At 66.3% G+C, this 14,412-nt stretch carries 5 protein-coding genes; 2 read left to right on the forward strand and 3 right to left on the reverse strand.

Going from position 1 to position 14,412, the window contains the following annotated elements:
- Positions 1-2: 2 nt before the first annotated feature.
- Together pks13 and ACVWY6_RS17725 are read left to right on the forward strand one after the other, a co-directional pair.
- Positions 3-5,333 carry a polyketide synthase Pks13 gene (gene pks13 / locus ACVWY6_RS17720; RefSeq protein WP_457539778.1) on the forward strand — a complete coding sequence of 1,777 codons (5,331 nt, stop codon included), beginning with the start codon at positions 3-5 and terminating at the stop codon, positions 5,331-5,333.
- 6 nt (positions 5,334-5,339) lie between these two features.
- On the forward strand, positions 5,340-6,890 hold the full coding sequence (locus ACVWY6_RS17725; protein WP_457539780.1) for an acyl-CoA carboxylase subunit beta: 1,551 nt from the start codon (positions 5,340-5,342) through the stop codon (positions 6,888-6,890).
- A 71-nt stretch (positions 6,891-6,961) separates the two neighbouring features.
- On the opposite strand, the gene ACVWY6_RS17730 is transcribed toward ACVWY6_RS17725, so the two are convergent.
- The 3 genes from ACVWY6_RS17730 to ACVWY6_RS17740 form a co-directional block, all read right to left on the reverse strand.
- Positions 6,962-7,468, reverse strand: coding sequence for a hypothetical protein (locus ACVWY6_RS17730; RefSeq protein ID WP_457539782.1), 507 nt, complete (start codon positions 7,466-7,468; stop codon positions 6,962-6,964).
- A gap of 271 nt (positions 7,469-7,739) precedes the next feature.
- Entirely contained in the window at positions 7,740-11,048 is a 3,309-nt protein-coding gene (locus ACVWY6_RS17735; RefSeq protein WP_457539784.1) for an arabinosyltransferase domain-containing protein, read from the reverse strand.
- The gene (locus ACVWY6_RS17740) at positions 11,041-14,373 is read right to left on the reverse strand and encodes an arabinosyltransferase domain-containing protein (RefSeq protein WP_457539786.1); all 3,333 of its coding nucleotides are present in this window, start codon (positions 14,371-14,373) and stop codon (positions 11,041-11,043) included. Before ACVWY6_RS17740 ends, ACVWY6_RS17735 begins: the two co-directional genes overlap by 8 nt.
- Positions 14,374-14,412: the final 39 nt, after the last annotated feature.

Genomic DNA, 14,412 nt, shown 5'->3' on the forward strand with positions numbered 1-14,412 from the left:
CGATGCCTGAACTGAACAGTTCGACGAATGAGCCCCTGAACTCCGAGGACAAGCTGCCGGGGTCGAGTTTTGGTCCGGGTGACAGTAGTGGCGACGGTGAGTTGGATGTGTCGCCGGTGGGTGCGTCGACCGATTCAGGCGAAGAACGGCAGAACGACGAGAAGGCCGGCGACCTGACGGTCTCGGAGCTTCGGGAGTGGCTGCGGCAGTGGGTCTCCGACACGACCGGACTGCCGGTCGACCAGGTCTCCGACGATCGGCCGATGGAAGAGTTCGGCTTGTCCTCGCGTGACGCGGTTGCGCTGTCGGGCGACATCGAGGACAAGACCGGCATCATCCTCACCGCCACCGTCGCGTACCAGCATCCGACGATCGCGTCGCTGGCCAAGCGCATCATCGAGGGCGACCCGGATGCGGGCCGCGAGGACGATGACGACGACGATCTGTACAACCGCACGCGAGGCCCGAACGACGACATCGCGATCGTCGGTGTGGCAACACGTTTCCCGAAAGCGGGCCACACCCCGGAATCCACCTGGGACCTGCTGATCAACGGCGGCGACGGCATCAGTGACCTGCCCGAGGACCGCTGGACCGAGTTCAAGTCGGATCCGCGGATCGCCAAGGTGCTCGACGAGGCCAACCTCAAGGGTGGCTACCTCGACGACGTCAAGGGCTTCGACGCCGACTTCTTCCAGATGTCGCCGCGCGAGGTCGAGATGGTGGACCCGCAGCAACGCCTCGCACTCGAATTGACCTGGGAGGCACTCGAACACGCGCACATCCCGGCCAGCGACCTCAAGGGCGGCCAGGTCGGTGTGTTCATCGGCAGTTCCACCAACGACTACCAGATGCTGGCGGTCTCCGATCCCGAAGGCGCCGGCGAAACCGCCGCGTATGCCCTGACGGGTACCTCCACTTCCATTGTGGCGGGACGGGTTTCGTACTATTTCGATTTCCGCGGGCCGTCCATCGCACTCGACACCGCATGCTCCTCGTCGCTGGTCGCGGTGCACCAGGCAGTGCGCAGCCTGCGCAGCGGCGAGTCCGATGTCGCTCTCGCCGGCGGTGTCAACATGCTGATCACCCCGGCCGCGACGCTGGGGTTCGACTCCGTGGGTGTGCAGTCGAAAGACGGTTACATCAAGGCGTTCTCGTCCGACGCCGATGGCATGATCCGCGCCGAGGGTGGCGGACTCGTTGTGCTGAAACGACTTTCCGATGCCCGCCGCGACGGTGACAACGTGCTCGCGGTGGTCGCGGGATCGGCCGTCAACTCCGACGGGCGCTCCAACGGACTGCCCGCCCCCAATCCCGAAGCTCAGGTTCAGGTGCTGCGCAGCGCCTACATCGACGCTGCCATCAATCCGCGCGACGTCGACTACATCGAGGCGCACGGCACGGGAACCATTCTCGGCGACCCCATCGAGGCGGACGCACTCGGTCGTGTGCTCGGCAAGGGGCGCGATGCAGCCAAGCCGACGCTGCTCGGCTCGGCGAAGACCAACTTCGGCCATCTCGAAGCCGGTGCAGGTTCCGCAGGCCTGATCAAGCTGATCCTTGCCCTCCAAGAGGACAAGCTCCCGCCGTCGCTGCACTACGCCGGCCCCAACCCGTACATCCAGTTCGACGCGCTGCGGCTCAGTGTTGTCACCGAACCGGCTGATTGGCCCAGGTACTCCGGCCGCGCCATCGCGGGTGTCTCCGGATTCGGGTTCGGCGGCACCAACGCCCACGTGGTGGTCCGAGAGGTGACGCCAGAAGACCTGAGGGAACCCGCCGCAGAGATCATCGACGAGCCGGTTGCCGCCCAGGCCACGGTCGCCGACTTCCTCGACGAGGACGACGACCTCGACGAGTTCCTCACCGAGGCCGAACGCGCCGCGTTGGGCCAGCTCGCGGCCACACCGGCGAAAACCGAAGAGCCGCAAGCCGAGGAGGACCCGGCAGAAGGATTCGCGCCGTGCCGGGCCGAGGGTTCGGTTGTCCCGCTGGTGGTCTCGGGGTTCCTTCCGTCGCGTCGCCGCAAGACCGCCGCCGACCTCGCCGACTGGCTCGAGACCGACGCTGCGAAGAACACGCCGCTCGTCGACATCGGGCGGGCCCTGGCACACCGCAACCACGGACGTACCCGATCGGTGGTGATGGCCCGCACGCACGAGGATGCGCTCAAGGGCATGCGGGCGGTCGCTGACAACAAGAACAGCCCGCTCGTCTTCACTTGTGACTCACCGGATTCGGCGTCGCCCGTGTGGCTGTTGTCCGGCTTCGGTTCGCAACACCGCAAGATGGGCAAGCAGCTCTACACCGAGAATCCGGTGTTCGCCGCCGCGGTGGACAAGGTCGACAAACTGATCGTCGATGAGCTCGGCTACTCGATCGTCGAGCAGTTCCTCGACGATTCGGTGGCCTACGAGATCGAGACGTCGCAGATCGGTATCTTCACCATTCAGATCGGCCTGGCCGAGTTGCTCCGCCACCATGGTGCGGATGCCGGTGTGGTTGTCGGACATTCGATGGGGGAGGCGGCAGGCGCCTACATCACCGGTGGGCTGTCCCTCGAGGACGCCGTCCGGGTCATCTGCCAGCGGTCGCGGCTGATGGGCGAGGCCGAGGCGCAGCTGACCGGCGACGACATCCGGCTGATGGCTCTGGTGGAGTACAGCGCCGACGACATCACCGGTGTGCTCGCCGACTACCCCGATCTCGAGATCTGCGTGTACGCAGCACCCACCCACACCGTCATCGGCGGTCCTGAACCGCAGGTCGATGCCATCGTGGCGCGGGCCGAGAGCGAGGGCAAACTCGGGCGCAAACTCGCCACGAAGGGTGCCAGCCACACGTCCCAGACCGACCCGTTGCTGGGTGAACTCGCCTACGAGCTCACCGGCATCGAGCCGCTGTCGCCGAAGATCGGGTTCTACAGCTCGGTCGACCGCGAGACCTTCTACCGGCCGGGCAGCGAGCCGGTGCACGCCGTGGAGTACTGGACCAAGGGCCTGCGGCACAGCGTGTGGTTCTCGCAGGCCGTTGCCAAGGCCGTCGAGAACGGGCACACCACGTTCCTCGAACTGTCGCCGAACCCGGCGGTATTGATTTCCGTTGCCGCCGTGACCTTCTCGGTCGGCATCCACAACGCCGAACTGATCGAGACGTTGCGCCGCAAGGAAGACGAGAGCCACGGCGTGATCAACGCGCTGATGAAGCTCTACGTGCACGGTCATGCCGTCGACGTCGGATCGTTGTTCGGTAAGGGCGATTTCGCCGAGATCCCGCGGACCCGGTTCGAACGCAAGCCGTACTGGCTGACCGCGAACATCTCGGCCGGGTCGGGCGATTCCAGGATGCCGGGATCGCACGTGGCCCTTCCCGACGGTCGCCACGTCTGGCAGGTGTCCGCATCGGCGGCATCCGACCTCACCGAACTCGTCAGAGTTGCCGCGTCGCAAGTGCTTTCCGATGTACAGGTGACGGCGGTGCTCCCGCACGGTGAGCCGGTGGGCGCCTCGACGCTCACCACCACTTTGGCACCTCACCCGGGCGGCGGCGCTCTGCAAGTGCATGCTGCCGAGGGCACTTCGTTCCGACTGCTGCTCGACGCCGTGGTGGTCTCCGGTGGATCGGCTCCGGCCGCCGTCCAGACGGCCCCCGCCACCGCGCCTGTGACGGCCGAGCAGTCCGGGTTCGTCGACAACACGCTGGTGACCGAACCGGAGATCAGCGATGAGATCGGCGCCCGGTGGGATCCGACCTCCGGCGAGACCATCGACGACCGGTTGGCACAGATCGTCGCAGAGTCGATGGGTTACGAGGCCGAGGATCTGCCTCGTGAGATCCCGCTGATCGAGCTGGGTCTGGATTCGTTGATGGCCATGCGCATCAAGAACCGTGCGGAGTGGGAGTTCGACATCCCGCAGCTGCAGCTGCAGGCGATGCGCGACGCCAACCTCCAAGACGTGGTCAAGTTCGTCACCTACGCCGTGGAGCACCGCGACGAGGTGGAGGCGCTGGCCGCCGATGCCGCGGGCAAGGGTGAACTGGACACCGCCGCATTGGCTGAACTGATCAACTCCGAAGGAACCAAGACCGACGAGTCCCAGCCCGTCGAGCCCCAGGCCGAAGCACCTCTCGAAACGTCCGCACCCGAAGAGGCTGTCGCCGAAGCGGATTCGGCGTCTGCCCCGGCTCAGCCGGCACCGGCACCAGCCCAGGCCGACAAGCCGAAGGCCAACCTGCAGAACGCGGCCGCGGTCGCTGCCGCGGCCGGTGCGGACGTCCCACCGCGAGATGCCGCCGAGCGTCTCACCTTCGGCGTGTGGGCCGTGGTGACCGGAAAGTCTGCCGGCGGCATATTCAACCCCCTCCCGGTGCTCGACGACGAGACCGCGGAGAAGTTGACGGCCCGGTTGTCCGAACGTGCGGGCGGCGAGCTCGACATCGAGGACGTCATCGACGCCGACAACATCGAGACGATGTCGAACTACGTGCGTGAGCATCTCGAGGGTGGGCTGGTGGACGGCTTCGTCCGCTACCTCCGGACCCCCGAGAACTCAGACCGCACACCGGTGCTGGTGTTCCACCCGGCCGGTGGCTCCACCGCCGCGTACGAGCCGCTGCTCAAGCGACTGCCCGAGGACGTCCCGGTCATCGGATTCGACCGCGTCGAGGGGACCATCGAAGAACGGGTCCGCCAGTACTACCCGAAGCTGCGCGAGATCCAACCAAACGGCCCGTACGTGCTGGTCGGCTGGTCTCTCGGCGGCGCCCTGGCATACGGATGCGCGCAGGTACTCGTCGAAGCGGGCGAAGAGGTCTCGTTTGTCGGCCTGATCGATGTGGTGCGCCCGGCCGAACCGGTCGAGGACACTCCGGAGACCAAGCGGGCCCGCCTCGAGCGGTACCTCGACTTCGCCAAGCGCACCTACGGCCTCGACGATGTGCCGATCCCGATGGACCGCCTGGTGGAAGCCGACGACGACGGCCAGTTCAAGATCATCATGGAGATGCTGGCGATGAGTGACGCCAAGATCCCTGGTGGCATCATCGAACATCAGCGCACCAGCTTCCTCGACAACCGCGCGTTGTCGACGGTGGAACCGACGCGCTTCGACGGCAAGGTGGTCCTCTACCGGGCCGACAAGATGCATGATGGCGCAATCGAACTCGAACCGCAGTGGGCAAAGATCGATGAAGACGGAAGATGGGGAGAGGTGGTCGACGATCTCGAGATCATCCATGTCGGAGGCGATCACCTGGCGATCATCGACGAACCCTACATCGGAAAAATCGGTGCCGATCTGACCGCACGGTTGGAAGAGCTCGCAAGAAAGTGACCCAGATTGACTGACACCACCGCCGGCAAGCTCAAAGAACTTCGCGAGAAGCTCGAGGCGGCAAAAGAACCCGGCGGCGAGCGGGCGGTCGCGAAGAGGGCTGCCAAAGGCATCGCCTCGCCTCGTGAACGACTGGACATGTTGTTCGACCCCGGCACATTTGTCGAGTTCGGCCGACTCGCCAAGATGCCCGGCGCCGCGGACAGCGGCTACGGCGATGGTGTGGTGACCGGGCACGGCCTGGTCAACGGCCGTCCGGTCGCGGCTTTCTCGCATGACCAGACGGTGTTCGGCGGAACGGTCGGTGAGATGTTCGGTCGCAAGGTCTCGGCCATCATGGAGTGGGCAGGCAAGATCGGCTGCCCCATGGTCGGCATCAACGACTCCGCAGGCGCCCGTATCCAGGATGCGGTCACATCGTTGGCCTGGTACGCGGAGATGGGCCGTCGCAACGACCTGTTGTCGGGGCTGGCGCCGCAGGTCTCGATCATCCTCGGCAAGTGCGCGGGGGGCGCGGTGTACACCCCCGCGAACACCGACATCCTCGTCGGCGTCAAGGATGAGAGCTACATGTTCGTCACCGGGCCGGACATCCTCCGTGAGGTGAACGGTGAAGACGTCACGGCCGAAGAACTCGGTGGCTCGTACAACCAGTCCAAGTGGGGCAACATCCACCACCTGGCCGATGACGAGAAGAGCGCATTCGAATGGGTGCGTGACTATCTCGAGTACATGCCGTCCTCGTGCCACGAGAAGGCACCGGTGATCAATCCCGGGCTGGAACCGGAAATCACCGCAAGCGACCTCTCACTCGACACCTTCATGCCGAACAACGACAACACCGGCTACGACATGCGCGACATCATCCTGCGCGTGTTCGACGATGGTGCGTTCCATGAGGTCGCCGAGTTGTTCGCACCCAACATCATCACCGGTTACGCGCGGGTGGACGGTATCTCGGTGGGTGTGGTGGCCAATCAGCCGAACGTGATGGCCGGTGTGCTCGACACCGACTCGTCGGAGAAGGCCACTCGCTTCGTCCGAATCTGCAACGCGTACAACATCCCTCTGATCTTCCTGGTCGACACCCCGGGCATCCTCCCGGGCGTCGAGGAGGAGAAGAAGGGCACCATCCGGCGCTCGGGCAAGTTCCTGTTCGCCTACGTGGAGGCCGACGTCCCGAAGATCACCGTTGTGCTGCGCAAGGCATATGGCGGCGCCTACGCGGTGATGGGTTGCAAGCAGCTCGGTGCCGACATCAACTTTGCGTGGCCCACAGCCAAGATCGCGGTGATGGGTGCGGAGTCCGCGGCCACCATCCTGACCCGGCGGCAGACCGAGAACGCGACGCCGGAGGAGGCTTCGAAGATCCGGAAGGATTTCGTCGACTTCTACAACACCATGATGGCGACCCCGTACCTCGCCGCCGAGCGGGGCTACATCGACGCGGTGATCGATCCGTCGAGTACTCGGTTGCAGCTGCGAAAAGCGTTGGCGCAGCTGAAGGACAAGCACATCCTGCGGTCGCCGCGTAAGCACTTCCTGATGCCGATCTAGATCCTCGGCTTGTGGTGACATCCTCCGGTTGCAACCGGAGAATGTGGCTGTAGTCGGAGGGTGTGGGGGTTTCAGCTGTCGTCGTCGGGATGCCGGATGCCACCCGCGAGCATCACGCCGATGGCAAACCCGGCCACGGGGAACGCGTACGCCCACCCGAAGCCGATGTCGGGCAGCTGACCGTCACCCGAGACGAGTACGGCCTTGTGGGGGACCAGCCGTATCGTCGCCAGGATGGCTGCGCCACCGAGCGTGCAGCCCGCGACCGTCGTCAGACTGAGCACCTCACTTCGGGTGCTCGGACCGAGCCGCGCGGTGAAGCGCTCGGTGGCCCAGCCGAGCAGACCCGCGCAGATCGCGAAGGCAGCGGGGATCAGCCAGACCCAGCCCGGCACGTGGAGGGCGAGGTCGCGGCCGGACGGCACGTGCACCTTGGTTGACGACTCCGTGATCCCGGGAGTGATGAAATACCAGCCGAGGACCGCGACGAACCCGAAGCCCAGACCGATGACGGCGGCACGCAACCACGTTGTGCGCCACAGGCGTAGTACAGCTGGCGTGGACCGGACCGTTCCCATCCTCATACCGTCGCACACAGCCGCCCCAAGACGCCGAAGTCGGAGGGAATCGGCGGGACCCGGGCCTTGGTGGACGCCGGTTCGCCATTTCCTCCGACTCTTGCCCGTTCCTCCGGTTGCAACCGGAGTAAGTAACCGAAGTCGGAGGGAGTCAGCGGGAACCGAGGCCTCGGTGGACGCCAGGTCGCCAGTTCCTCCGCCTCCTGCCTGTTCCTCCGGTTGCAGTCGGAGGGTGTGACCGGAGTCGGAGGGAACCGGCGGGAACCGAGACTCAGTACCGGGCCGCTCGCATCGGCGCAGGCGACCACAGACCCGAGTGCGTGCTCGATCCGATCGTCAGTTCGGCGGGCTTCGCGGGTGCGATCTCGCTGAACTGCTGTAGCGAGCCCCAATCGCGGCCCCAGTCGTTCCGCAGATAAGACGGAATGATGGTCGCGCGCAACATCGATTGGGTGACACCCAGCGGACCACCGGCATCGGCGGACATCCACGTCTGGCTGTTCTGGCGAGTTGCCTGTGCGTCGGGGAGGATGCGCCACTGCGGAACCTCGACGACGCCGTACTTCACCGCCATCGGTTTCTGGCACGGGAACACCAGCGCCGGCAGCCAGTCGATCAAGACCGGATCGTCCTTGCCCACCAGGTCGTTGAGCGTGCGCATCGTGGTGATGCGCGGCGGTGTGACCGCAAGCCACTGATCCGGTGCGCCGGCGTTGTCCTTGGCCATCACCCGGACCACCGAGGCACCCGCGGGGGCGTCGGAGAGCGGGAAGCGGAGGTTGCGCCAGATGGGTGGATCGCCGATGTCGATCGGGCTCATCTGTCCCATCGGGATGACCGTGTTACCCGGTCCGGGCCTGCCGAACTCGACCACCAGTTGCTGTCCGGGCTGGGCGATGCCCTCCCCGTCCACCGCGGCGATACGGCCGGCAGCCGACAGGGTCAGCAACGGCGCATCGGCCTGTCGCTGCGGCATCTGGTACCAGGCCGACGTGAGCGACGCGTTCTGCGAGCCGTAGCTACCCAGGACGGGGGTCTCGGCAGGGTCGAGTCCGAACGGCAACCGCACGGTGGACCCGTTGACGCCGAGGGCGCCCTGTCCGCCACCGGTACCGGCCTCGTCTGCCTCGGTCGTGTCGCCCGATCCGGCGCCGGTCTGGGCGGTGTTCTGCGCCGTGGTGGTGTCGCTGGTCTCGGTGGCATCCACCGACAGATCGTTCGGCACACCGTTGGGGGTGAATCCCGCCATGCCCGTGCCGGCCAATGCGTCGCCGGGCGACAGATCGGCCTGCCCTGCCACCGTTGCCGGTGCCAGCAGTCCGCGGTTCGGATCCGGTTCCACCAGAACGTCATTGGCGAGCGCGCAGATGTTGCCCTTCAGTGCGTCGACGTTCGAGTTCAGCCACGACCAGCTGTCCCGCTGCTCGTACGCAGCCTTGACAAACGAGAGCAGCATGAACAGGACCACCAGGCCGGCCAGCACCGGCATGGGTGAAAAGGCCAGTCTGTGTAGTGCTTTCGACCCGGACGCCCGCCGTTCGGCGTCCACGTAGTCGTCCCGGAAGTGCTGGTAGAGGCCGACAAGCGTGGTGGCGACAGCGATTACCAGGACGATCCAGGTGACCCGGATCCCGCCGATGGCAGGCGGCTGGTCCCACCAGGGGATGCCGTAGCTCGCCACGAACCACCAGCCGTTGGTGCCGGCGAACGACAACGCGACCACGTACAGCACCGCGGCAGCGAAGAAAGTGCGATTACGCCTGCGCCGCAACAGAGCAGGCGCCATCATCGCACCCGCCGCGGCGGCCAGCGCCGCACCGATACCGGCGTACACACCGAGGTGGTGGGTCCACTTGGTGGGGGTGAAGGCCAAGAAGAACATGAAGCCGAGCACGCCGGCGACCAGGCGCCAGGTGGGCCCCTTCGCGATGCCCATCGGCTGACGACGACGCAGCAACATGAGCAGCACCACCATCAGGCACAGGAACGCCATCAGGATGCCGAATCGCCTCGACAACGTGCCGTCGGCTGTGGGCAGCATCAGGTAGTAGTACCGAACCGGTTCCTGCCACCATTCGAGCGTCGGCCCCACCTCGGAGGCGACCTGTGACGACGTCAGGATCGTCGAAAGCGTCTGATCGGCAAAGATGTTGTACAGCACCGATGTTCCCGCGGCGAGGATGGGCATCAGCAGCGGTAGCAGCCCGTCGCGGTGCCTGCGTGCGACCACTCGTCTCAGCAGCGGGCGGATTCCGGCGAGCAGCAGTGCGACGGCCATCAGGCCACCCGGTGCGAGCGCGAGGGTGAAGGCGGCAACAGCCGAACCGATCGCCAGCGGCAGCAACCGACCGGTGGCGATGGCGCGGTCGACACAACACCAGGTGAGCAGTGCGCCGATGGCGAGTGCGGGTTCGGGGCGCAGGCCGTTGTTGAACGGCATCCAGATGGCCAGGAACACAAACGCTGCCGACCACAGCGCTGGGGTGGAGTGACGGACCGTCCGGCCGAGGCGCGGGATCACCTCACGCGAGATCAGCCACCATCCGAGAAGGCCCAGCAAGAACGCGGGCAAACGCATCCACGGCGCCGACAGGCTGACCTCGGTCATCGCCGAGATCACCTGGTAGTGCCAGCCGAATGGATCCTGGGGCACTCCGTAGTAGCGGTAGTAGTTGTCGACGTACCCGGCTTCTCCGGCGATGCGCCCGACGGTGAAGTTGTAGCCGTCGTCGGAGGTGTTCGACCCCATCAGCCACCAGAAACCGAGTACCGCGAAGACCACGACGTCGGAGAACCGGATGGTCCACCAGTGGGTGGGCAGGATGCGCCGATGTCTGCGACCGTCCCGGGAGTCGAGGACCGCGAGCGCTATCAGCGACACCACAGTCATTGCCACACCGATGACAAGGGCGGCGAACTTCAGGTTGGTGGGGGTGGTGACGAATCGGGTGTCGATGGTCGCGCTGAACTCCAACCCCTCGGGTGAGGTGCCTTGGGGGAGTTCGGTGAAGACGCCGACGATCTGCGGTCGGAGGTTGGGATCGCGGACGTCGAAGGACAACTGGCCTTCGGTGCCGCCGTTCTCGATGCGCCCGGCAGTACCTTCACCGTCGGCCTCGACGGTGATGCGGCAGTTCGGATCCGCCTGCGCGACAGCCCGATCCGCGGTCAGCAACACCACGTCGCGGCCGGTCACCGTGATGCTGTCGGACGTGGCCCGGATGAACAGGCCCTTGGACGTGGCCTCCTGCCCGCCGGCGGGGATCGTCGAGAGCAGAACCCCACCGTCGGCGGGGAGGTCGGCAGCGGTGGAGCAGGGAACGGAGACCCGCATGTCGGTGGGGACAAACGACACGAGCGGCGCCGCCACGTTGACCACCTGGTTGTCCTGTGGCCAGTTGAGTTGCGCCGTGGTCTGATTCACCGGCATGAGCGGGCTCAGGCAGGCAAGCAGGAACCCGATGAGGCCGGAGACGACCGCCACGATCTTGACGTTGCGGTAGCCAGGGCCGACGTAACGGCTCAGGTTCCGCTTTCCGGTGGGCGGTTCTGTGTTGATGGTGCTCGCCTTTTCACTCATTTTCCTGCGGCACCACCCTTAGTGAGCCGGTGCGTGACCATCCCCAGTTCTTCTCTGTCCCTGTGGTGATGTCGGCTGCCGGAGCATCGGGCACCAACGGGGTGTACTTCTCCAGCGACCCCCAGTCTCGATACCAGTCGTCGTCGAGGTAGGTCGCCACGGTGTTCGCCCGCGCCAGCGCCTCGGGCACGGCCAGCACACCACCGTCGTCTGCGGCCTGCCACGTCTTGGATTGGGAGGCGGCGGTCACCCTGTCGGGCAGGATGCGCCACTGCGGGATGTCGGCGACGCCATCGGTGATGGAAAACGGTTGCTGGCAAGGGAACTGAGACGCCGCGCTCAGGTCGATCAGCGTGGGTGAGTCCGATCCGACGACTTCTTGCAGGGTCTTGAGCTGCGGTGCGCGGGGTGGGGTGACCGCGAGCCACTGCTTGGGGTTGACGTTGTTGTCCTTGGCCACGATCCGCATGGCGGTGGCATCCCGGGGGACCTGCGCCATCGGGACGCGCAGGTTGCGCCACGGCCGGTTCGGCTTGTCGGGCCCGGGGTCGATGGGCACGATCTGCGGGCCGATGTCGGTGAAGGACCCGTCGGGGTTCGGGACACCGAACTGCACCTTCAGCTGCTGCCCGAAGGTCGCCACACCCTCTTCGTTGAACGTGAACACCGGTCCGGCGGCGCTGAACACGAGTAGCGGCGACGCGTCACGTGCGGGGAGGTTGTACCAGCCGGTGGTCAGTGACGCCTCTCCCGAGTCGTACCCGTAGCTGCCGAGCACCGGCGTGGTGGCCGGGTCGAGGCCGAACGGCAGTGCCACGGTGGAACCGTTGACCGTTTCCGGCCCGGTACCGCCGGTGATACCGGCACCGGCACCCGAGACCACAAAGGGTTTGTTGAAGCTGGCCGACACGTTCATCTGGCCGGGACGGGCGGAGCCCGCCTCGGGTGTCAGGTCGCCGGCAACGCCGTTCGGGGTGAAACCGACCGCATCCTCGCCCGCGAGGGCGTCGGACGCCGAAACGCCGTCGGCAGGGGTCAGCATGCCGCGGTTCGGATCTTCTTCGACCAGCACCGCATCCGCCATCGCGCAGCTGTTCCCGCGAAGAGCATCGAAGTTCGCACCGAGCACCGTGTAGGCGGGATACCGCGACAGCGCGGCCTTGGCGAAGACCGCCAGCATGCAGATCACCATGAAACCGGCGATCAGGGCGATGGGGGAGGAGGCGATGAACAGGCGGCGGCGGTCGGACCGCGCCTCGGCGGCCGAGGCGTCGGGTCCGTGGGCAAGCCCCTTGTTGGCGACGTAGTCGAGGCGCAAGTGCTGCCACACCGCGACGGCGCCGGCCACCACGGCGAGAACCAGGAAGATGGTGGACACTTCGCGACCGGCGAGTACCGGTGCCTTGTCGAACCACGAGATGCCGAAGTTGTAGGCGAAGGGCCAGGCGTTCTCGCCGGCCATCGCCGCGGCGAGGGCGAAGAGCAGTCCCGCGACGAAGACCGACAGGTTGCGCACCGACCGCGCCGCCGACTGGGCGACAGCGATGGTGGCCGTGGCGGCCAGCGCAGCGGCGAAACCGGCGAACACGCCGTAGTGGATGGTCCACTTGGTGGGTGTGAACATCATCAGCAGCAACGTGATCAGTGTGGCGCCGAGCAGTCGCCAGGCCGGCCCCGGATCGACCGCACGAATCTTCTTGCGTCGCAACATCACCGCGAGTGTCACGAACACCGACGACAGCAACAGCAACAGCGGCACCCGACGGGTCAGGGCGCCGTCGGGGGTGGTGACGGTGATGAAGTAGTACCGCAGGTACTCCTGCCACCACGAGATGGTCGGTCCGACGATGTAGCGCGTGCGCACGGCATCGAACACCGATGCCAAGGTCTGATCGCGGAAGACCACGAGCACGACCAGCGAGGCGGCCGCGATGGACGGTGCCATCACAGCGGCGAGGTTGAGCACCCGCACGCGGTTGCCGCGTTCGGGATCGCGGCCGCGTTCGAGCAGCACCCGCAGCATGGGCCGGGCGCCCACGATCAGCACGGCGACCGCGATGACACCCTGCGGCGCCAGGGCGAGAGTGAGCCCGGCGCACATCGCAGCCAGGGCGGCCGGTAGCAATCGGCGCGTCGCGATGGCGTGTTCGACGGCCCACCAGGTCAGCAGGGACCCCAGAATGATGATCGATTCGCTGCGCAGACCACTGGCGAACGGCAGCCAGAATGCGGTGAACACGGCCGCGGCCGCCCAGATGGCCCAGGCGCTGCGGCGGACTCCGGCACCGAGTCGGGGCAACAGCACCCGGGACAGGATGAACCACGACCCGAGGCCGGCGGCGAGCGACGGGATGCGCATCCACAGTCCCGAGGCCGACATCTCCGACCAGACGGCCAGGAACGAGTAGTACCAGTCGAACGGCGCCTCGGCGATGCCATAGAAGCGGTAGTAGTTGGCGAGGTACCCCGCACCCTCGGACGCGCGACCCATGTTGAGGATGTAGCCGTCGTCGGGTGAGCCGGCGCCGAGGAAGTGCCAGATGAGCAGCACACCGGTGACGGCCAGGTCGGTGACACGCGGTCGCAGCACCTTGCCCCAGGCGGGGGTGCCGATCCGCCGGTGGTAACCGGCGAGCCAGTCGAGCCGGCCGAGGCAGATCAGCGAGACGGCGATCGCGACCAGCCCGACGATCAGCGCGAGCTGTTTGATCAGGGTTGGGGTCGAGGAGAAGCGCGTATCGACCACCGTGGTGACCGAAAGTCCCTGCGCCTGGGCGGCTTTCACGTCGTCGGGGGGGATGTCGGTGAAGACGCCGTCGAACTGGGGTCGTTGGTCGATCCCCAGGGTGCCCACCGGGCCGAGGCCGACGAACTGTGCACCCACCCCTGCAGGGTTCGACCAGATCCGGAGATCGCGGCACTGCGGCGATCCGACGGCGTCGCGGGGCGCCGTGGCAGCCAGCTCGTTACGGAAAATCACCGACACCGACGACGCGGAGGCGGAGACGACCAGGGCCTTCTGATTGAACTGCTGGGCGCTCGGCGGCATCGTCGCCAGCACCAGGCCCCCGTCGGTTCCTAGGCTGTCGATCAGGGAGCACGGAATGGTCGCATCGAGGGTCTGCGGCGTCTGCGCGATCAACGGTGCGGTGACCGACGCGGTCGCGCTGGAAAGCGGCTGACCTGCGGGCCAATCGATCTTCGTGGTGGATTTGTCGACCGGCAGCAGAGGGGTGATCGCACACAGCACGATCCCGACCAGTCCCGCCACGATTGCGGTCCAACGGACAGTCCCCGCACTGGGGATGTGAGAGGACACAGGCACGAGCAACGATGGTATTGCACTGACCTGAGAGCCCGAACC

It is taken from the genome of Williamsia sp. R60 (assembly GCF_054063855.1).